This window comes from Cellvibrio sp. UBA7661 (genome assembly GCA_002483365.1).
Classification (GTDB): domain Bacteria; phylum Pseudomonadota; class Gammaproteobacteria; order Pseudomonadales; family Cellvibrionaceae; genus Cellvibrio.
Genome location: DLHT01000009.1, coordinates 106,779 through 128,525, shown reverse-complemented (window position 1 = coordinate 128,525; position 21,747 = coordinate 106,779). Strand labels below are relative to the sequence as shown.

Genomic DNA, 21,747 nt, shown 5'->3' with positions numbered 1-21,747 from the left:
GTTTACTGGCCGATGAATTTGCCTACTCCTGCGGGTTTCAAAACCGGGCAAGCATGTTATCACTGCGGCTTGCCAGTCCCCCCCGCCAGTTATTACCCTGTCATAATTCAGGGGAAACAGCAGCTAATGTGCTGCGCTGGCTGCCAAGCTGTTGCTATGGCGATTGTTGATGGTGGCTTGGACAATTTTTACCAGTTTCGCACCAGTAACAATGAGCGCCCTTCCAATCAGGATGAGAATGATCATAACCGTTGGGCGATCTATGATTTACCTGATGTACAAGCCGAGTTTGTCATTCCTTTTGACGTCTCCCTCAAACAAGTAAATTTGTTATTGGAGGGCATTAGTTGCGCGGCTTGTAGCTGGCTGATCGAAACCCATCTTAAACAGAACCCTGCAATCAAATCGGTTACTGTCAATCTAAGCACCCATCGCTGCGCGGTGGTTTGCGATGCAGGACAACCCCTTAGTCAAATTTTCCAATCGCTTGCCTCTATAGGTTATTTGCCGCGCCCGGCGACCGATGACCAGCAACAGGAGCTAATCAAGAGAGAAAACCGTATTGCCCTGTTTCGAATTGGTGTTGCTGGTTTTGGCACCATGCAAGCGATGATGGTGGCGGTAGGGATGTATACAGGGGCTACCGACTTTTGGTTGGACTTTTTGCGTTGGCTATCGATGTTGGTGGCGACACCAGTGGTGTTTTTTTCGGCATGGCCGTTTTTTCAGGCGGCATGGCGCAGCATCCGTATGCGCCATTTGGTGATGGATGTGCCGGTGGCTTTGGCTATCGGCTTGGCCTACCTTGCAAGTGTCTGGGCGACCCTGACCAGCAGTGGCGAAGTTTATTTTGAATCGGTCTCCATGTTTACGCTATTTCTGTTGGTGGGACGCTATGTCGAGCTGCGCGCACGTCATCGCAACCGTTTGGCATTTGGCAATCTCGCCCAGCTTATGCCCTTGACTGCCTGTTGTTTACGCGAAGAGAACGGTTGTGAAACTGAACAAACTACGCCACTCAAAGCGCTTGCGTTAGGTGATAAGGTCAGGGTCAAACCAGGAGAGACTTTTCCTTGTGATGGCCGTGTTTTAGCGGGTGAGAGTACGGTTGTTGAAGCTCTGTTGACGGGTGAATCGAGACCCGTTGTCAAACGGTCGGGTGATACTGTTATCGCGGGAACCCTGAATAATCAGAGCCCACTAACGATCGAAGTAACTGCGGTAGGCGCTGCAACCCAGCTATCCGCCATCGAGCGGCTTGCCAGCCAAGCTGCTGAAGAAAAACCGCAGCAGGTACTTGCTGCTGATCGTATAGCGCGGTTTTTTATTGCACGCTTGTTAATTGTGTGTACGGCTGTGTTTGCATTCTGGCTTTGGTATCGCCCCGATCATGCACTTTGGGTCACGCTTTCAGTGTTGGTAGTGACTTGTCCCTGCGCCTTGGCATTAGCAATGCCGGCTGCTTTATCGGCAGCGACAGCCAATTTGCGCCAGCGCGGATTTCTGGTGGCGCGCGGCCATGTGGTGGAAACGCTCAACAGTATTAATCGGGTAATTTTTGATAAAACCGGTACCCTGACCAAAGGGCAGTTCAACGTAGTCAAGGTCACTGCTTACAATGGGGAATCACTGTCCAAGCCAGAGCAGGATCGGTTATTAGGTTTGGCAGCAGCCCTGGAGCAGGGGTCTAACCATCCATTGGCTGCAGCATTCCATCAGTGGACGGATGCTTATAAAGCTGAAGACATCAAACAAACGACGGCTGCAGGTGTGGAAGGCCGAATTGAAGGGCAGCATTATCGGCTAGGCACAATGGAGTTTGCTGGCGAGTCTTTGCCACCTGAAATACGTGATTCACTCACGTTGCCGGATGGTCACTACAGTTGGCTCTTGTTGTCCGGTGAGCAAGGCGCTCTTGCCTGGATCGCCCTGGAGGATGAGCTTCGTCCCGATGCTGCAAGCCTGGTGCAAACATTAAAATCCCGCGGTATATATGTCGAACTGCTCAGTGGCGATCAAACAGGTGCCGTTGCACAACTTGCTCGGCAACTGGGGATTGATGACTTTATTTCCGGCGCCAAACCGGGCGACAAATTGTCGCATCTGGCCAAGCGGCAGGCGGCAGGTGATAAAGTATTAATGATTGGCGATGGTATTAATGATGTCCCTGTGTTGTCCGGTGCTGATGTGTCAGTGGCTATGGCATCCGCTTCAGATCTTGCCCAAACCCGTGCTGATTCGGTGTTACTGAATGATCATCTGGGGGTGATTGCCGATGCTTTGGAGATAGCCCGCCGCACCAAGGCTATCATCCAACAAAATTTACGGTTTTCATTGGCTTATAATGTTATTGCTTTGCCACTGGCTGCCGCAGGTATGGTTCCACCCTGGCTGGCTGCATTGGGCATGACCGCCAGTTCATTGATCGTTATTTTCAATGCATTGCGCCTCACCCGTTAACACTGGCTTCACTGACCCTAACCCTCGTGAGTTACTGATGGAAAGTCTTTATTTTCTTGTTCCCTGTGCCTTGGTGTTTATTGGTCTGGCGATCAAGGTATTGTTCTGGGCCATCAACAATGGTCAATACGACAATTTGGATACAGAAGCCCACCGCATCCTGTTTGACGCAGAGAAAAAGAACAAGGAATCTGCTCAAGCACCTGACGATAAGAATCCACTTCCATGATTGATTGGTCTGCACTTACTGCCGCGTTTTTGCTTGGTTTGTTTAGTAGTGCCCACTGTGTGGGTATGTGTGGCGGCATTATGGGGGCCTTGAGCATGGCGATTCCCGCTCATGCCAAGGCGCGTCGCTGGGTTATTCTGGTCAGTTACAACCTCGGGCGAATCCTTAGTTATGCCTTAATGGGGGTATTGGTTGGCGTTTTTGCACGGCAAATCGCCGAATCGGGCGGCGCAACCTGGCTGCGTTGGCTGGCAGGTGGATTGCTTATCGCAATGGGCTTGTACCTCGCTAATTGGTGGCGAGGTCTGACGTACCTGGAAAATGCCGGTCGTTATCTCTGGGTTTACTTACAACCACTGGGCAAACCGTTGATGCCGGTCGATAACTTCGGTAAAGCGCTCTTGTTGGGCGGACTCTGGGGTTGGTTGCCATGTGGGTTGGTCTACACCGCGCTGGGATACGCTATGGCGCAAGGAAGTGGCCTTGGAGCCGGGCTTGTGATGCTGGCGTTCGGGCTGGGGACGTTACCCAGCGTATTGGCAACCGGTTTTGCGGCCCAGCAGCTGGGGCGTTTGCTCCAACGCCCACAATTACGTTGGAGTATGGCGGTACTAGTGATTGCCTTCGGTCTGTGGACCATCTGGGGTGGCGGGCATCTCCATGGACAACACCAGCATCACGCTGCTGATCAATCAGCAATCGACCATCAATCAATGGACCATGAGTCAATGAACCATGAATCAATGGATCATGAATCGATGGATCATTCGGAACATCAGCATCATTCTGAATAATTGACTGCAGCTGCAATTTGATCTTTGTCTCAAAAAAACTCTTAACAGTGTCTCGCTAGGCTAATGAATTTTGCCATGCTAAGGTGCGCGCCTGCTAAGCTTGAAACTGAACAGATCTTTTTCTGTCCTAGTTTCAGGAGCGATTCTACAATCGTGTTGAGTGAGCGTTTGAGACATTTATGCTGATCAAAACCCCTCGTACCGGGTTCATCTGCCAATCGGCCTGGCTAACAGCCGGAATCGTCTGTTTCAGAGTTTGTGCTTTGGGGCTGTCGCTTTTCTTGCTAGCCTTGACTGCATACGCTGAAGATTCTGTATCTCCTGCTGGAGATAATGTGTCCGACTCTGATGCGAGCTGTGAAAGTTTTTATCGATCCTACCAAAAAGTCGCGGACATTAAGGATAGCCGCATCAAATTTGATTTATTCAACGGTCTCGAAGGCAAAAAAATTCGCCACATTCAATTCAATACACTTTCGGTGTTTGATGAAGAAGACCCCGATGAAAATAATCGCCTGTATTTATTTCTAAATAAATTGCACTTTAATACACGGCCACATGTGGTGCGTGCGCAATTACTATTTAACGAAGGTGAAGCTCTCAATATTAAAAAAATTGAAGAGAGCGAACGTATTTTACGTCGCAGGCCTTATTTAACGAATGCCTACATAGTCCCCATACGTGTTTGTGCAACGCAGGTGGATATTATGGTGGTTACTCGCGACGCATGGGCATTGGAGCCACAATTATCGCTAAGCAAAGAATCAGAAGGTACCAAATCAGGTTTTGCTATTGCAGATGGCAATATTTTTGGTACAGGAAATAGTTTAACGATTGGCTACGAAGAAAATACCCAGCGCAATTTGATCAGTTACGATTTCAGCAATCCACATATTTTTAACTCGCAAATTGCAACACGGCTTTACTATGCGGATACCAGTGACGGCCGCGATACTATTGTTGATATTTCCCACCCATTTTACTCATTGGAAACCCCTTGGGCTGCCGGTTTTTACACGCAAGATGTGAGTCTGATCCAACTCATTCGCCATATGGATGAGCAGATCAATGAGTTTCGCCACCAGAGCATGAGTAACGAAATATATTTCGGTTTGGCAACGGATATCAGCTCATCCTACACCCGGCGTTGGTTAGTCGGTGTTACGAATGAAGAAGATAATTTTTTTGTTACCGATGATACTTTGCAAAGTATTCCTGCCCAGCGCAAAGCGGCGTATCCTTGGATTGAATACCAGTTTCGTGAAAGTCGATTTGGTGTTTTCAAAAACGTTAACCAAATCCAACGCCCCGAAGATATAGCGATTGGTCATAACTTCAGCTTCCGTGTTGGTTATGCGGGAACCCAATTTGATAATCCGGATGATGTTGTTCGCTATCTCGGCGATTACACACATGTCAGGGTTTTTCACAATCAACATATTTTTGAAACCTCTATTACTGTTGATGGGCGCCGTCATTCCAAGTTGGAAGGCGTTGATAGTACTTTGTGGGGCCTAAGCCTCGCCTACAATTATTTTCAGGATGACAAGCGTCGCTGGTATTTAGGGTTTCGTTACGATACAGGGCAGGATCTTGCACAATATGAAGAGCTGACCGCAGGCGATATCACTGGACTACGTGGGTACCCGACAGATTACCAGCGTGGTAATGAGCGCTACGTATTCAGTATAGAACGGCGCTATTTTTCTGATCTCCATATCTTTAACTTAATGCGTGTCGGTGCAGTAGTTTTTGCTGATGTCGGTAAGGCCTGGGGTATAGAACAATACGGTTATAGTCCTGTGCTGAGTAATGTTGGTATAGGGCTGCGCTTAAGTTCCAGTAAGGTGCGCATTGGCAATGTTGTGCATGTGGATTTTGCTGTGCCAACTTCTGCGCGTAACGCCGAAGGTGTAGGCGAGTATCAGTTAACGGTCGGTGCTGAATCAAAATTTTAAATTTATTCAATCATATTGATTTGCGAATAAATTTTCCTTCTTGTCCCATCCATATATTTATTTATTAATGAAAGGTCAGTATGCGGATTCTTCATACCATGTTGCGTGTAGGCAACCTACAAAAGTCCATTGATTTTTACACAAAAACCTTGGGTATGACGCTGTTGCGCCAGCAGGATTATCCCGAAGGTAAATTTACGCTTGCCTTTGTTGGCTATGGCGATGAAAAAAATAACACCGTTATCGAGTTAACATACAATTACGGTGTAGAGAGTTACGACTTGGGTAAGGGTTATGGGCATATCGCTTTAGGATGCGATGATGTTTACGCTACCTGCGATGCAATCCGTGCAGCCGGGGGCAAAATTGTCCGTGAACCAGGGCCTATGTTGCATGGCACTACCATACTGGCTTTTGTTGAAGATCCTGACGGCTATAAAATCGAACTGCTAGGTATCAAATAACGTGGCTCGTTTGCTTTCGCAATTATCGCAGCTTCGCTTTGACAACCGTTTAGTATGCGAATTACCAGCAGATAAAGAGAACAATGTTTTTCCTCGCCAAGTAATGGATGCTGTTTATTCATGGGTAATGCCTACACCGGTAAAAAATCCACAACTGGTATGTGGTGCTGCGGAAGTGGCGGCGTTATTGGATTTACCTGACACCATTTTTTCCGGGGATGATTTTGTAGAAATATTTTCCGGCAACAAAATCCTTGATGGTATGCAGCCGCATGCCTGTTGTTACGGCGGGCACCAGTTCGGCAATTGGGCCGGACAGTTGGGTGATGGTCGTGCAATTAATTTAGGTGAGGTGCTCAACCAGAGAGGTGAGCACTGGACGTTGCAATTAAAAGGCGCAGGGCTAACGCCTTATTCGCGCACCGCCGATGGCCTTGCGGTGCTGCGTTCATCGGTGCGCGAATTTCTGTGTAGTGAAGCCATGTTCCATTTGGGAGTTCCTACCACGCGTGCGTTAAGCCTTGTTGCGACTGGTGAATATGTGCGGCGCGATATGTTTTATGACGGTAATCCGCAAATGGAACCTGGCGCAATTGTGTGTCGTGTTGCGCCCAGTTTTACCCGTTTTGGCAATTTTGAAATTTTTTCTGCGCGCGGTGATATTGCACTATTAAAGCAACTGGCGGACTTTACAATTCGCTCTGACTTTCCGCATTTACTCGCCCAGTCATCAGCTGTTATTGACTCTCCCATTTATGTGCAGTGGTTTAACGAAGTGTGTATTCGCACGGCACAACTGATGGCGCATTGGATGCGCGTCGGATTTGTTCACGGTGTGATGAATACTGACAACATGTCCATCCTTGGGTTGACGATTGATTATGGGCCTTATGGCTGGCTCGAAGGGTATGACCTTAACTGGACACCCAATACAACCGATGCGCAAGGGCGACGTTATAGATACGGCAATCAACCGCAGATAGCCTTATGGAATCTCGTGCAGTTAGCCAATGCTATTTATCCATTAATCAATAGTGTTGAGCCGCTCCAGCAAGCATTGGAACAATATCGCAATGAGTATGAGCGCTGTGCAGAGCGCGATCTGGCTGCCAAGCTTGGGTTGAGTGCTTATGATCCCACGCAGGATCAAGCATTGGGCGACCAACTTTTTCAGATACTGCAGTCGTCTGAAATAGACATGACAATTTTTTATCGCACGCTTGCCAATTTACCCGTGTATGACATTCATCACTATGCGGATGCGCAGGTGGTTAATATCGTGCGCGATGCTTATTACACATCGCCCGATGCAGTAGCTGAATCTACTATGGCTGATTGGCTGCGATCATATGCACAGCGGGTACAACAGGATTTTGTATTGACCGGCAGTGATGAAAACACAAGGCGTGTAGGTATGAACGCGGTGAATCCCAAATATGTGTTGCGTAATTACATGGCGCAACAGGCAATCGATAAAGCCACACAGGGTGATTATTCTGAAGTAGAAACCTTGTTGCAGTTACTGCGCAAGCCATACGAAGAGCAGCCGCAATTTCAACGCTATTTTGCCAAGCGTCCAGAGTGGGCACGGCATAAAGCAGGTTGTTCTATGTTGTCATGCAGTTCCTAGTGCAATAGGCAAAAGTGTTTAGTGCAGTCGTGGTTCAAGCTATTTAATTACATTTTTTAAGAGACAATCATGGTCGGAAAAGTAGTTGGTTTTTTAGCAGGGCTTTTGGTGTTGGGCCCGGTTGGTGCTGTCATCGGTATTTTTTTAGGGCATTTTCTATGGGATAAAAAACGTCGGACAACGCCTCATTTATCGGGTGAGCAATTGCATGCAGTGCAGACCAATTTTTTCACGACGGTATTTGTATTGCTCGGGCATTTAGCCAAGTCTGATGGGCGAGTGAGTGAAACAGAAATTCAATTAACTGAATCACTGATGGTAAAAATGGGTTTGACTGCCGATCACAGACGTGAAGCGATCAATTTATTCAAACAAGGTGCTGCGGATAATTTTAACTTTGATGCAACTATGATTGCTTTTAAGCAACACTGCGGAGCAAGCCCTAATCTCATCAATATGCTGTTAGTCAATCTTGTGAATCTGGCGATGTCTGACGGAATTTTGGATGAACAAGAAGCGCAAGTGTTGCGCCGTGTTGCAGAGCAATTAGGGTTTTCCCGTTTTGCGTTTGAGCAACTGCTGCGGATGTTGAGTGCGCAAAATGCATTTAAGCGTGAGCAAGGGGAGGGTTCTCAAGGTGGCTATCAATCACCACCGCGCGCAGATGAATTGACCTTGGCTTACGAGGCTTTGGGTGTTGAAAAAACAGCGACAGATGCCGAGTTGAAAAAAGTGTATCGTAAACTGATGAGTGAGTATCATCCGGACAAATTGATTGGCCAAGGCCTACCTGATGACATGATTAAAGCAGCTACAGAACGCTCACAGGAAATTCAGGCTGCTTACGATTTGATTAAAAAATCCCGCTGATTTGCTTATAAAAAAATTCTATAAATTGTTCCATTACGCCCTTGGTTTGATAGAAAAAAATATAAAAACCAAGGGTGATAAATACTCTTCTCCATATCCCATCATTCCTCCCCCAGAAAAATATGTGACACCTCAATCAAGTTTTCGGCAAAGTGTTGACAACGTTGTCCATTAGGGTGTAATTTCAGCCTGTAGTTAGTGTTAACGTTTTTTTACAAGAATAATAATTGTGGTATTCGCTAGGTAGCGGCTGGAAAACCTGTTTTTCTACGACGAAAAGCGCTGGTTTTTTTACTGTTTTTCTCATTCAGGATCGAATCTTCCTTGCGGCGTGCAAGGTGGTGTGTGCTGTTTATCCATTACTAATGCTTGAAATTTTATCGGGTTAAGAACTCAGGGCTTTTTATTGCCTAATGGTTTTCTTTTGCCTGAAAAATGCGGATGTGTTTCTGGCAGGACGCTTGTCTGACGGAGCAATAAAAATAAAGGAGCAGGATCAATTACCTGCAACCTGAGCTGTGTAAGTCCGGGAGCTTTCTGTTGTTCACAGTGAGTCAGCAGAAGTGAAATGAAAAAATATACCGAGGAAAATAACAATGAAATCCTTTAGACCCTTCAGATTATTATCAGGTTTGGGGCTGTTATCAGCTGCTGCTTTGGCCAGTGTCCAAGTGCAAGCATATAACTGCAGTGGTGTTGCCAATTATCAACAAGGCACGTACAACACGGGCGCTATCGTAAAAAATGGTGGCAATGCGTATTCCTGTACTGTTGGCGGATGGTGTTCTGTTGGCGGTCCTTACGAGCCGGGCGTGGGTTGGGCTTGGGCTAACGCCTGGAGTGACCTTGGCGCTTGTGATGGCACTACCACAAGCAGCACAGCGTCCAGCGTTGCATCTGTCGCATCGTCTGTTCGCAGTTCTGTTGCTGCATCTGTAACCACCAGCTCTGCAACTTCTACCGCGGGCTGTGCTGGTGTTGCGGCTTGGAATAGCACTGCGGTTTACACTCAGGGCAATACTGCCTCTCACAATGGTGCTGTTTACCAAGCCCAGTGGTGGACGCAAGGTGATAACCCCGCCAATTCCGGTGACTGGGGTGTTTGGCGCAAAGTCAGCAATTGCACTGCATCGTCCCAGGCTAGTTCGATTGCGGCATCATCCAAACCTGCCTCATCCACACCAAGTTCTGTGGTGGCATCATCCCAGCCAAGTTCTGTGGTCGCTTCTTCTCGCGCCAGTTCAGTCGCGTCTTCCAGCGCATCCAGTACAGTTGTTGTGGGTGGTAAAAAAGTAGTTGGTTATTTTGCGCAGTGGGGTACATATGCGCGCAACTATCACGTTAAAAATATTGTAACCAGCGGTTCGGCAGCCAAGCTGACTCACATTCTTTACGCATTCGGTGATGTCAAAAATGGCCAGTGTGTGATTGGTGATGCTTACGCTGATTACGAGCGTGCCTACACTGCGGATTTGAGTGTCGACGGTGTTGCCGATACCTGGGACCAACCGTTGCGCGGTAGCTTCAACCAATTGCGCAAACTGAAAAAAGCCTATCCAAACATCAAAGTGATTTGGTCATTCGGTGGTTGGACCTGGTCCGGTGGTTTTGGTCAAGCAGCTGCTAACCCAACTGCATTTGCTAACTCTTGCTATAACCTGGTTGAAGATCCACGTTGGGCTGATGTATTTGACGGTATCGACATCGATTGGGAATACCCGAACGATTGTGGTTTGACCTGTGATACCAGTGGTTTCTCAGCATACAAAAACCTGATCCAGGCATTGCGTACCCGCTTTGGTGCCAACGCATTGGTAACTTCAGCGATCGGCGCTGCTCCATCCAAAATCAACGCTGCTGATTATGCTGGAGCTGCCCAGTATCTGGATTTCATCATGCCGATGACTTACGACTACTTTGGTGCATTCGCTGCGAAAGGCCCAACTGCTCCGCACTCCGCGCTTTATGGTTATGCAGGTATCCCTACCGCTGAATTCTATTCAGATTCTGCGGTGCAATTGCTGAAAGCCAAAGGTATCCCTGCAAGCAAAATCCTGCTGGGTGTAGGCTTCTATGGCCGCGGCTGGAGTGGTGTAACCCAAGCAGCACCTGGCGGTGCAGCAACGGGCGCTGCAACAGGTTCGTATGAAGCAGGTATTGAAGATTACAAGGTATTGAAAAATACCTGCCCTGCAACCGGTACTGTTGGTGGCACTGCCTACGCATTCTGTAACGGCAACTGGTGGAGTTACGACACTCCACAAACCATGGTTGGCAAAATGGATTATGTCCATCAGCAAAACCTGGGCGGCACCTTCTTCTGGGAGCTGAGTGGTGATACTACGGGTGGCGAGTTGATCAACGTGATTGGCAACTCAATGCGTTAATCGCTGCAACCTGTGCGATAAAAAAATCCGGCAGTCACTGGCTGCCGGATTTTTTTATGGGCGACATTTGTTTTTTAGTAATCAAAATGCAGGCATAAAAAAACCGGCGGATATTTCACAAGAGTGAAGTGCCTGCCGGTTTTTGTTGCGCTTGGTTAAGCGATTACTCGTGGTTCAGAATCATTACATCGGTATCGACCGCTGCAATCAAACGCTCTGCGGTATTGCCACGACGAGTCTTGGTCATGCCGTTTTGGCCGAGGGTACCCATTACAATCAAGTCGGCTCCGATTTTTTCTGCCAAAGCTGAAACTACGTCAGAGGTGTAACCATTTTCTACATGGATTTTCTCGTTAGGCAAACCACTGATACTGACCAGCTTGCCGCGATCAGGGTAGCTCATTGAGTCCAGATAACCGTTGATCACGTGCAGATCTGCGCCGTAGGTTGCGGCATAGAATTTTGCAGCTTCGATAATTTTTTTGTTCAGTTCGATTTGTACATCGCGTTGAGCCTGAACGTTGATGGCAGCCAGAATCACTTTGCGTTGTGCTTTTGCACCTGGACGGATGAGTACGACAGGGCAGTACGCGCCTTTCAACAGTTCCCATTTTGATTCGGTGAAGAAGAAGCGGCTGTTGTTATTGGTTGCATGCACTGGCAGATAAATCAGATCGGCATCGAAGCGCTTGGCCGATTCCATGATGGATTTTTGCCATTCTGACGACCAGGATACTTCGAGCGTGTATTCGATTCCGGCATTAGCCAATGGAGCTTTGATGTTTTGTTCAAACCAGGTCAGGTCGCGGAACAGGTGGTCGTTAACTGAGCGGGTATCTACTGCATCGCCATCCACAGCCACAAATGCGTGAACCTTGGGTTTTGGGCCTTGCATCAGGGAGGCGACAATAATGGCGCGCTCAAGCGCAATGTGATGAGTATCATTGGGGTCAACGACGACGAACAGCTTTTGTGACTTGGACATACTGATGGTTCCCTAAAAAAGTGGGTTGTTATTTTCCGGTTGGGGCTAGCATAGCAACCCCTTTGGGGTTTTTACAGCGACAATCCCGCTTGCTGCGGCCGATAGCGGTTAAATAAGTTTGATATGGATTAAACTGTACGCCTTTTTTACAGAGCCTCAGTGATAACACTATGAACTTGCTTGAAAATTATCCAATCCATGAACTGACTGTTGGTCAGAGCGCCACTTACAGTAAGACCTTGACTGAACAGGACATCATTCTGTTTGCTACCTGTTCCGGTGATATAAACCCGGTGCATCTCAATAAAGACTACGCTGCCACTACGCCTTTTGGTGAACCCATAGGTCATGGCATGTGGACGGGCGCTTTGGTATCAGCAGCGATTGCGACGTGTCTGCCCGGCCCTGGTTCGGTTTATCGCAGTCAAAGCCTGAGCTTTAAACATCCGGTAAAAGTGGGTGATACGGTCACTGTGACGCTGGTTGTCAGTGAAATCAAAGAGCGCGTAAGACTGGTGGTGCTGGATTGCGAGGCTCACAATCAGGAAGGCAAGTTAATCGCCAAGGGTGTTGCGGAAGTTATTGCGCCCGCAGAAAAACAATCCCTGGCACCGGGCTATGTGCCGAAGATCCATTTCGGCGATTAATACGGTTAACCCTGAATCCGGCCAATACTTTATTGGCCGCTCAAACGTTTTCCAAATGAAATAGCATAGGCGGCCGAACGCATCTGGAGTACCGGATCTGCGCTGGGAGCCACTCCTGCCGTCACCCGGTTAGGGTCAAAGTTCACGCCATCGCAATATTTGTCGGCGATATCAGCCGCGGTGATGTCCAAGCGTGCCATTTTGATTTTGGTACGGTTATCGGGCCAGGTTTGCGACGGGTCGATCTCGCTATCACTGGCTTCTCCCAAGCTGATTGCCATATCCCAACTGACTGCGCCCTGCTTGAGTTGCTGGCGCAAGTTGTCCATCAAAAAGTCGGTACCTGCTGTTGCCAGTTCACTATCACTCAGCAATTTTTCACCGGCTACCGGTGTAAATTGCCAGCGCACTTTGTGGCGCTGTGTATCGCTACCGGTAAAAAAGAACGTATGTATGCCATAATAGCTGGTTGAGCCATAACTCCAGGAGGGATTGTGACTGGCCAGCCAAGCAGGTTGTGCTTGCGTATCCGGGTTAGCTGCGCGATAGGCCGCGGTTTTGGCTGGATCAGGTTTGCCAGTTGCCGGATCGGGGATAAATGTTTTTAGCAGGCCATTGAAGACAGTGGGATTTTTTGCCGGAAACATAGGTGTGCTGAGCATCGCCATGTTGTGTAATTGGCCATCGGGTAATTTGATCTGTAGTGCCATTCCGCGTGGACCTCGTGCGGAATCGCTGGCAGCAGGGTTGCCGCCACCCAGAGAGAAGCGCACTGTCACGGGATGTGTTTTGCCATCAAAGATAGGTGATGAGGAGTATTTATTAGCTCCGTCCGCGCCTGTAAAAACACCTTTGGCGCAGAAGCCCTTGGCGTGACCGCGTCGCATACCTTTGTGGATACCCGACAGGGCTTCGAATGTCTGGATCAGTTCCTGCGGCCCGACATTGTCAGGAGCAGTTGTCGCTTCTGCAGCAAAAGCCGGGCTGGCGCCCAGAGCGATAAACGCCGCGATCAATAAGTGATTGGTGTATTGATGTGTGCGGCTTGTGAGCAAGAGTGGGGAGTGACGCATAAGCAGTGTTCCAGCGTTGATAATCTACCTTGTTACGCGACACTAGCGGGTTCCGATCAGGTGAGGCCAGAAGGTTTAATTTTCTTTACCTGCGCTGGATACCATCCTTACGCTGACTGCTTATTCGTCTTCTTCATCAAATATCGGGTTCCAGCCACCGAGCTCCTTCCACCGATTAACAATCACGCAAAATAATTCAGCCGTTTTTTCTGCATCGTAGGCGGCAGAATGTGCCGCGCTATTGCTGAACTCAATGCCCGCAACCTGGCAGGTTTTGGCCAGTACTGTTTGCCCGAAGGCCAATCCCGCCAGCGTGGCCGTATCGAATACTGAAAACGGGTGAAACGGGCTGCGTTTGATGTGACAGCGGTCGATTACTGCGTTGACGAAGTTCAAGTCAAAGTGTGCGTTATGGCCGACGATCACCGCGCGGGTACAACCGTTTTCTTTGACGGCACGGCGCACTGCGCTGAGCAGGTCCGTCATCACCATTAATTCCGGTTCGGCCATACGCTCGGGGTCATCCAGATCGATACCGGTAAAATCCAGCGCCGCCTGTTCGATATTGGCGCCTTCAAATGGCTCGACATGGAACGAAAAGGTTTCATGGCGATGCAAGTTACCCTCGTGGTCCATACGCAAAGTGACTGCGGCAATTTCCAGCAGCGCATCGGTTTGTGAATTAAAGCCACCGGTCTCGACATCCACAATGACCGGCAAAAAGCCGCGGAAGCGCTGTGCCATTGGAGATTCGGGATCACGGTTATTTTCAGGTGGATTCACTGGTTTGCCTTAAGCCGTTGCAATTGGCTGTTATGAGATGGATGGTTGCCGTATTAACGGTTTTGTAATTGCCAGCGCAGTGTTTCACCTGCGCGCAGTGGCACAAGTGGAGTATCGCCCAGAGACAGGGTCTCGGGGACTTGCCATTCTTTTTTCACCAGCGTGATGGTATCGGTATTGCGAGGCAAACCGTAGAAATCAGCACCAAAATGGCCGGCAAAGGCTTCGAGTTTATCCAGTGCTCCGGCATCTTCAAACGCTTCTGCATAGAGTTCAATTGCCGCGAAGGCGGTGTAGCTGCCAGCGCAGCCGCAGGCGGCTTCTTTTTTGTCTTTGGCGTGAGGTGCAGAGTCGGTACCCAAAAAGAATTTCGGGTTGCCGCTGGTGGCAGCCTGGATCAAGGCTTGCTGATGGGTACTGCGTTTGAGAATCGGCAAGCAGTAGTAATGTGGGCGAATGCCGCCAGCGAGCATGTGGTTGCGGTTGTACAGCAGGTGGTGTGCGGTGATTGTGGCGGCGACATTGGTCGGTGCAGCAGCGACAAATTGGGCTGCATCTGCGGTGGTGATGTGTTCCAGCACCATTTTCAGAGCCGGGAAATCTTTCACTACCTGGCTGAGGGTGCGGTCGAGAAACACTTTTTCGCGGTCGAAAATATCAATCGCCGAATCGGTCACTTCGCCATGCAGTAAAAAGTGCATACCGGCTTTTTGCATCGCCTCCAGCACAGGGTAGATTTTTTTCAGATCAGTCACGCCGGATGCCGAATTGGTGGTGGCACCTGCAGGGTAGAGTTTGCACGCAGTGACACCGGCGGCTTTGGCAATGGCGATTTCAGCGGGATCGGTATTGTCGGTGAGGTAAAGCACCATCAATGGTTCGAACTGGCTTGCGTCAGGTCGCGCAGCCAGAATCCGCGCTTTGTATTCCAGCGCTTGGGCGGCATTCATGACCGGCGGTACCAGATTGGGCATCACAATGGCACGTGCAAATTGCTTGGCTGCATCACCTACTGTGCGGGTGAGGGCAGCGCCGTCGCGCAGATGGATGTGCCAGTCGTCGGGGCGTGTCAGGGTTAGCTGCTGGGTCATGCGGAGATTCCAATAAGTCTAGAAAAAAGAGAAGTCGATACGCGTAGAGAGCGGATAAGCTAAAACGTGGAAATTGACGGCATGCTATCAAAAATACCCCATATCCGCAGCCTTAATTCTCGGTGATGATCGGGGCATTCTGCAGTTGGCTGTCTATACTGCAGTGATCTTTATTCATGTGTTGACCGGATTTGCCCATGCTGTTGCCTGTTTTTCGCCTTTTTACTCCACTGTTATTACTGCCCATGCTCGGATACAGCCAGTTACTGTCTGCCCAGGTATACAGCGCCAGTTTCAGCGATGCCAAATGGACGGCGCAGACGGGAGCCTTTGCCTGTAGCCTTAGCCATGACATTCCCGGATTTGGCAGTGCACGGTTTTCCCGCAGTACAGGCGTGGCAGAGTCACTTGAACTGCGGCATACCAACAAGACATTTGCTGCCGGTTCTGTGCGGATTGAGTCTATCCCTCCCATGTGGCGCCCCGAGGATAGCCCGGCTGTGTTAGGGCAGGCGCAGGCCACGGGCGGCACAGCATCGCTGAAAATCACCACTAAGTTAGATTCCATTACCAAGACCTTGGAGCGGGGCACTAATGTCGTGTTCAGCGGTGGTATGGGAGACAGTGGGTTGCGAGTGGGGCTTGAGGCGCGCAATTTTAATCCGGCGTTTAGCCAGTACCGAAAGTGCATCACCAACCTTATTCCGTACACCTTCAACCAAATTTCGCGCACCATTATTTTTTATGGCCGCAGCGCAGAAGCCTTAAGTGGAACCGCCAAAACACAATTGGATACCATCATCCGTTACGTCAAAGCGGACCCCAAGGTGCTGGGCATTATTATCGATGCCCACAGCGATAAATTGGAGACACCTGAAGATGGCGAGAGACAATCGCAGATTCAGGCGGAATGGGTGGCGCAGTATCTGATCGATAAAGGTATCGATTCCAATAAAATCACTACCCGTTGGCACGGCGATCAATTTCCTATCGCCAATAATAAAGACAAAGCGGGACAGGCGAAAAACCGCCGTGTAACTGTGCGTTTGGAAAACGAGTCCACACGTAAAGAGATGGAAAAAAAAGTAGCCGCGATGAAATTAGCAGAACAAAAAGCTGCTGAAGAAGCGGCTGCAAAAACGGTAGGTCAATCGTCTTCGGTAAGCAGTGAACCCTTGCCAATTAATTTGCAACAGCTGGAAGATATGGTGGAACGACAAGATCTCACTAGCGGCAAGCCGCCCCGTGGCGATTTGTTGCGATAGTATTTTTATGAAAATTCCCGCGTTATTTTTTGTTATTTCATTTTTCTTTTCACAATGTGTGAATGCTTCTTAACCGGCACGTTTTTTTTAACGCGAAATTAGTGTCGTCATTGGAATTTTTTAATTCTCCATCAGTCAGAAGCTGCGAACCTTGGCTATTCATAGCCAGTGGAAAAAAGTGTCTACAGAGGAGTTTTCCATGCAAAGATTGACTGGCAAATGGGCGAAAGTGATCGCAATAGTCAGCATTAGTATTTTGTCGATTGGAAGTTATGCCGCCGAGCTTCCGGATTTCACCGAATTGATTGCCGAGCACTCGCCAGCGGTAGTCAAAATCACCGCCGTATCCAAAGGCGAAATTGCGCAAGCACCACAAAATTTGCCACCCAATATGGATGGCCTGCCGGATATTTTCCGCGAGTTGTTAGAGCGCCGCCAAATGCCGCGCGACCGTGGTTCACTGGGTTCGGGTTTTATTATTTCGAGCGATGGTTATGTGCTCACCAATGACCACGTAGTGGACAGAATGGACACTATTACGGTGATTCTCAGCGACCAGCGCGAATATACTGCTACCCTGGTGGGAAGCGATGAGCGCTCGGATTTGGCGCTGCTGAAAATCGATGCCAACAACCTGCCCACCTTGAGTTTGGCCAAAGATGAAACCTTGAAAGTAGGGCAGTGGGTAGTGGCAATTGGCTCACCCTTCGGGTTGGATTACTCGGCCTCTGCCGGTATTGTCAGTGCGATTGGCCGCAGCATTCCATCGGCGCACCGCGAGAGTAATTACGTACCCTTTATCCAGACCGATGTCGCCATTAACCCCGGTAACTCTGGCGGCCCTCTGTTTAATATGGATGGCGAAGTCGTCGGCATCAATTCACAAATTTATTCACCCAGTGGCGGCTCTGTCGGTCTTTCATTTGCAATCCCTTCATCCCTGGCGATTGATGTCGTCGCCCAATTAAAAGACAAGGGGCGCGTTGATCGCGGTTGGCTGGGGGTGATGATCCAGGATGTGGATAAAGATCTGGCCAGCTCGTTGGGTATGGATAAACCCGTGGGTGCATTGATCAGCGAGGTTGATGAACAGGGGCCTGCCGCAAAATCCGGATTAAAAGCCGGTGACCTGATCATCAAATTCAATGGCAGTGACGTGCATACCTCCAGCGATTTGCCTTATCTGGTCGGCCGTACAACCCCTAAAACCAAAGTGCCCGTTGTAATTATGCGCAAGGGTAAAGAGCAGACCCTGAGCGTCACAGTGGGAATCCTGCCGGTATCACCTGAAGAAGCGGCGGCGCGTCCAGCATCGGCACCTGCGCAAAGTACAGTGGATGCGCTTGGGTTGATTGTTGCTCCACTGGAGCAAACCCAGCGCGGCGGTGCTGAGGCCGGTGTTGTGGTGCGCGATGTCAAACCGCGCAGCCCCGCCGCCGAGGCAGGATTACAAGTCGGGGATGTGATTACCCAGCTGGCGTTTACGGATATCAAATCGCCTGCGGACTACGCAAAAGTGGTTAAGGGGCTGCCCAAAAACGAGCCTCAGGCAATCCGTTTCTATCGGCAGGGGCGCTCTGTATTCCGCTCGGTTATTCTCAAATAGCGTTTTATGAGAATGACTGGAAGGAGTCGTTGAGCAAAAGAAATGATTGAGACGACATTACCGGAGTGATTGCAGTTTCACTCATCGCTATTTTCACAACACCCGGAATCTCGTGATCACGAGGTTCCGGGTGTTTGTTTTTATCCGCTCGATAATTGAACGCGTTACCTTCAAGTAACGCTTCTACTCATGCGTTACTCGTGTGGTGCATACCATTTCACACATCTACAAGATGTAAATGGTTACATTGACTATATGCTTATTGTTAGTTTGACAATATATGTCGTTGGTTTTATAAATTTCACATCGAAAGCGCCGGATAGATCTAACAATAACAGCAACCCCTTTCTGGTTTTCGATGTAAACCTACCCGCAATGGGTAAATCAACCGCAGTCCTTCTCCTCTATAAGCGGTATTGGTTGAATGGCAGAAAACCAAGGAATCTAATAATGAAATTAACCAATGTTAAAAAACGTGTTATCTCATCCGTTGTTGCGTGTGCCGCAGCGTTTTGCGTATCTGCAGTAAGCGCGCAAACCCTGACGTCAAATTCAACTGGCACCAATAACGGCTTCTACTACACCTTCTGGAAAGACTCTGGCAGCGCCTCTATGACGTTACAGTCAGGCGGGCGTTATACATCGCAATGGACCAACAACACCAACAACTGGGTGGGGGGTAAAGGCTGGAATCCGGGCAGCAGTTCGCGCGTATTGAATTACTCCGGTAACTACGGTGTAAGCAATAGCCAAAACTCCTATCTGGCATTTTACGGTTGGACCCGCAATCCGTTGATCGAGTACTACATTATTGAAAGTTATGGTTCATACAACCCGGCCAGTTGTTCCGGCGGTACTGACTACGGCAGCTTCACCAGTGATGGTGCGACCTATAACGTGCGCCGCTGCTTGCGTACCCAGCAACCATCGATCGATGGAACCCAAACCTTCTATCAATACTTCAGCGTAAGAAACCCTAAAAAAGGTTTCGGCAATATCTCCGGTACTATCACCTTCGCTAACCACGTTAATTTCTGGGCGAGCAAAGGCCTGAACCTTGGCAACCATGACTATCAAGTAATGGCGACCGAAGGTTATCAAAGCAACGGCAGTTCCGATATTACTGTTGCTTCAGGCAGCGGTGGTGGTAGTTCATCTTCTGCTGGTGGTGGTAGCAAAACCATCGTGGTACGTGCTCGTGGTTCTGTCGGGGGTGAGAGCATCACGCTCAAGGTGAATAACACAGCAGTACAAACCTGGACACTGAGCACCACGATGACCAACTACACCGCGACCACGTCTTTGTCGGGCGGTAGCTTGGTGGAGTACACCAACGATTCGGGTAACCGCGATGTGCAAGTGGATTACATCAGTGTGAACGGTTCTGTCCGTCAATCTGAAGCGCAAACTTACAACACCGGTGTTTATCAAAATGGTGCCTGTGGTGGCGGTAACGGCCTGAGCGAGTGGATGCACTGCAACGGCGCAATTGGCTATGGCAACCTCTAAGGGTTGACTGGCGAATGATGTAAATGCGTTACAAAAAAGGGGCGGATTGTTAGCCCCTTTTTTGTCGATATAAAAACCCATTCCGTAAAAAAACATCTCATATAAAAACAATAGAGAGGCATAGACGATGAGCAACACCAGTCGCTCCATCCCCAATTATCTATTTGCTGCGATTACAGGTGCAGTGATGTGTTATGCGGCTATCGCCCTGACAACCGATGATGCCAGCCAGTCTGAAAAGATTCAGGCGCTGGAAAATAAAATGCTGGATTTGGAACTTGTGCTTGCGCAAAAAGAGGTAGAGATCGCGCGCAAAGATGAAGCATTAAAAAACGCGCGCTGGTTGGCATTGGATTCTCTGGTGAAAAAAAATGGTGGCGCTGATTCTGTTACGCAATCAGTGCAGGAGCAATCTGCTGGTCTTGGCGATGATCAATCGGTTATTCCCGGCACACTCCTTGGCAACGCAGAAAAATTAAATGAACTGGATCAAAAGTTGCGCGCATTAAGTGCGTCATCCGCGCAAGATTCACGGTCATTTGCAGAAAAAATCGATGCGTTATTACAGGATGATTCCAGTGCTGAAAATATTGCCATCGCGACAAAAGGCTTGCTGGAGCTGGCAGAGAACCCGGTGATTCTTCCCGATCAAGCATTGGATATGCTCTACAGTAACCAAACTAATCCGGATGTAAAACGTGTTGTAGCACAAGTGTTATCAATGCGCGGTGACAATCGCCTGATCGAAAAACAAGTGAATGAAGCGCAGGTAAATTTGCATAGTGATAATCCGGCAGAGCGGCAACAAGCGTTGATCGCTTTGGGAAAAACCCACCATGCCAGCGCCGCAAATGCCATCGCGCCTTTGCTGCAAGATAGCGATCCCGCTGTGAAGTTGGATGCACTTCTGGCATTGCGTTCTACCGGCAACCAGCGGCATGTTTATCTGGCAGAAGCACTGGTCGATCATCCTGATGCATCAGTCAGTTGGCTGGCCAGAGATGTAGTCAGTAATTTACAAAATCTGAGCGATAAAGCCCGCACACAGCTCAGCAGTGCAGATATCAACGCTGAATTGCCGGTGCTGAATATGCCTTAACGGATTTTCTGGCAGAAAAAACAGATAAAAAATAAGTGAATCACTATGTATAAATTTTTGAAATCGGTTGCGATGTTTTTGGTGGCGGCGGCGATAGGTTCAGCGGCAACCTATTTTACGATTGTGTCTCTTGATGTTGACAATTGCGAGCCTGTATCAGGGTTGGGCCCCCAGCCACAAACGTCCTATGTCGCTGCGGACTCAGCAACAATTTCCTCATCAGCAATGAATGTCGATCAATTACTAAAAGATTTGCGCACGCGTTTTATTGGTGATGAACGCTCAATTGCCGAAAAGCTGCGCGATTTTCTTGCGCAGCATTCCGATCAAAAAATTGCCGGGCAAAAAAATAGCGAGGAAAAAAATACTGCGATTGCAGCCAAAGTGATTGTAGATCTGGCGGAAAATGATGAGCTGTTGCCGGATGCCGATGTGAGTCAACTTTACCATCATCAGTCGCAACCGGAATTAAAACGTGTATTGGCACAAGTGTTATCGCTGCGCGGTGATAATCAATTGTTGGATTCCTATATTGCAGATATAGAGAAAAATGTGCACAACGCAGAACCTGAAGCGCAACAAAAAATGCTGATGGAATTGGCAAAAACCCACTACGTTGGTGCAGTGGGTGTTATCGAGCCATTACTGCAAAGTCAAAACAACAGCGTGATATTAGATGCGTTGCTTGCCTTGCGTGCTACCGGCAATGAAAGTCATCTCCACTATGCTGAGGCACTGGTTAATCACCCTGACCAATCGATCAGTTGGCTCGCTAAGGATGTGATTAACCAGTTGCAATATCTCAGTCAAAAAGCTCGCACCCAGCTCATTATTGCGGATATCACTGCAGAGTTGCCACCGATTTAACACTGCTCGTAACTTAAATGTTCGTAAGTT

General features: G+C 48.8%; 17 protein-coding genes and 1 pseudogene. 14 read left to right on the top strand and 4 right to left on the bottom strand.

Translation table 11 applies throughout. From position 1 onward, the window contains the following. Positions 1 to 12 precede the first annotated feature (12 nt). The 8 genes from B2739_RS08045 (at position 13) to B2739_RS08010 (ending at position 10,792) form a co-directional block, all read left to right on the top strand. Positions 13 to 2,460, top strand: coding sequence for a heavy metal translocating P-type ATPase (locus B2739_RS08045; RefSeq protein WP_331345346.1), 2,448 nt, complete (start codon positions 13 to 15; stop codon positions 2,458 to 2,460). A gap of 37 nt (positions 2,461 to 2,497) precedes the next feature. Further along, positions 2,498 to 2,689: a cbb3-type cytochrome oxidase assembly protein CcoS gene (gene ccoS / locus B2739_RS08040; RefSeq protein ID WP_331345345.1), complete on the top strand. Its 192-nt coding sequence runs from the start codon at positions 2,498 to 2,500 to the stop codon at positions 2,687 to 2,689. Next, a complete protein-coding gene (locus B2739_RS08035; RefSeq protein ID WP_331345344.1) occupies positions 2,686 to 3,483 on the top strand; it encodes a sulfite exporter TauE/SafE family protein in 798 nt (265 codons plus the stop codon). The genes ccoS and B2739_RS08035 overlap by 4 nt, the downstream gene beginning before the upstream one ends. Before the next feature lie 335 nt (positions 3,484 to 3,818). After that, on the top strand, positions 3,819 to 5,441 hold the full coding sequence (locus B2739_RS08030; protein ID WP_331345343.1) for a hypothetical protein: 1,623 nt from the start codon (positions 3,819 to 3,821) through the stop codon (positions 5,439 to 5,441). An 80-nt stretch (positions 5,442 to 5,521) separates the two neighbouring features. Continuing rightward, positions 5,522 to 5,905, top strand: a complete 384-nt coding sequence (gene gloA, locus B2739_RS08025) for a lactoylglutathione lyase (RefSeq protein ID WP_331345342.1) — start codon at positions 5,522 to 5,524, stop codon at positions 5,903 to 5,905. Between the two features lies 1 nt (position 5,906). After that, entirely contained in the window at positions 5,907 to 7,535 is a 1,629-nt protein-coding gene (locus tag B2739_RS08020) for a protein adenylyltransferase SelO (protein WP_331345341.1), read from the top strand. A gap of 69 nt (positions 7,536 to 7,604) precedes the next feature. After that, positions 7,605 to 8,405 carry a co-chaperone DjlA gene (gene djlA, locus B2739_RS08015; protein ID WP_331345340.1) on the top strand — a complete coding sequence of 267 codons (801 nt, stop codon included), beginning with the start codon at positions 7,605 to 7,607 and terminating at the stop codon, positions 8,403 to 8,405. Positions 8,406 to 9,001: 596 nt separating this feature from the next. Beyond that, positions 9,002 to 10,792 (top strand): glycosyl hydrolase family 18 protein, encoded by a 1,791-nt coding sequence (locus B2739_RS08010; RefSeq protein WP_331345339.1) that lies wholly within the window; start codon positions 9,002 to 9,004, stop codon positions 10,790 to 10,792. 163 nt (positions 10,793 to 10,955) lie between these two features. Here the strand turns inward: B2739_RS08010 and B2739_RS08005 are convergent, their stop codons facing one another. Beyond that, positions 10,956 to 11,777: a universal stress protein gene (locus B2739_RS08005; protein WP_331345338.1), complete on the bottom strand. Its 822-nt coding sequence runs from the start codon at positions 11,775 to 11,777 to the stop codon at positions 10,956 to 10,958. 170 nt (positions 11,778 to 11,947) lie between these two features. Between B2739_RS08005 and B2739_RS08000 the strand changes: the two genes are divergently transcribed. Next, positions 11,948 to 12,424: a MaoC/PaaZ C-terminal domain-containing protein gene (locus B2739_RS08000; protein WP_331345337.1), complete on the top strand. Its 477-nt coding sequence runs from the start codon at positions 11,948 to 11,950 to the stop codon at positions 12,422 to 12,424. 29 nt (positions 12,425 to 12,453) lie between these two features. Here B2739_RS08000 and B2739_RS07995 read toward each other — a convergent pair whose 3' ends face one another. The 3 genes from B2739_RS07995 to pyrC all read right to left on the bottom strand — a co-directional run bounded on the left by B2739_RS07995 (position 12,454) and on the right by pyrC (position 15,371). After that, positions 12,454 to 13,497 (bottom strand): catalase family peroxidase, encoded by a 1,044-nt coding sequence (locus B2739_RS07995; RefSeq protein WP_331345336.1) that lies wholly within the window; start codon positions 13,495 to 13,497, stop codon positions 12,454 to 12,456. A gap of 120 nt (positions 13,498 to 13,617) precedes the next feature. Then, the gene (gene rnt / locus B2739_RS07990; protein ID WP_331345415.1) at positions 13,618 to 14,241 is read right to left on the bottom strand and encodes a ribonuclease T; all 624 of its coding nucleotides are present in this window, start codon (positions 14,239 to 14,241) and stop codon (positions 13,618 to 13,620) included. A gap of 92 nt (positions 14,242 to 14,333) precedes the next feature. After that, on the bottom strand, positions 14,334 to 15,371 hold the full coding sequence (pyrC, locus tag B2739_RS07985; protein WP_331345335.1) for a dihydroorotase: 1,038 nt from the start codon (positions 15,369 to 15,371) through the stop codon (positions 14,334 to 14,336). 197 nt (positions 15,372 to 15,568) lie between these two features. Here pyrC and B2739_RS07980 point away from each other — a divergent pair, with 197 nt between their 5' ends. The 5 genes and pseudogenes from B2739_RS07980 (at position 15,569) to B2739_RS07960 (ending at position 21,717) form a co-directional block, all read left to right on the top strand. After that, positions 15,569 to 16,636: an OmpA family protein gene (locus B2739_RS07980; RefSeq protein WP_331345334.1), complete on the top strand. Its 1,068-nt coding sequence runs from the start codon at positions 15,569 to 15,571 to the stop codon at positions 16,634 to 16,636. 199 nt (positions 16,637 to 16,835) lie between these two features. After that, positions 16,836 to 18,242, top strand: a complete 1,407-nt coding sequence (locus B2739_RS07975) for a Do family serine endopeptidase (protein WP_331345333.1) — start codon at positions 16,836 to 16,838, stop codon at positions 18,240 to 18,242. A 450-nt stretch (positions 18,243 to 18,692) separates the two neighbouring features. Then, positions 18,693 to 19,742 (top strand): annotated as a pseudogene (locus B2739_RS07970) (glycoside hydrolase family 11 protein); the annotation flags it as partial. Between the two features lie 136 nt (positions 19,743 to 19,878). Then, positions 19,879 to 20,850 (top strand): HEAT repeat domain-containing protein, encoded by a 972-nt coding sequence (locus tag B2739_RS07965; protein ID WP_331345332.1) that lies wholly within the window; start codon positions 19,879 to 19,881, stop codon positions 20,848 to 20,850. Between the two features lie 45 nt (positions 20,851 to 20,895). Continuing rightward, entirely contained in the window at positions 20,896 to 21,717 is an 822-nt protein-coding gene (locus B2739_RS07960; RefSeq protein WP_331345331.1) for a hypothetical protein, read from the top strand. The last annotated feature ends 30 nt before the right edge of the window (positions 21,718 to 21,747 follow it).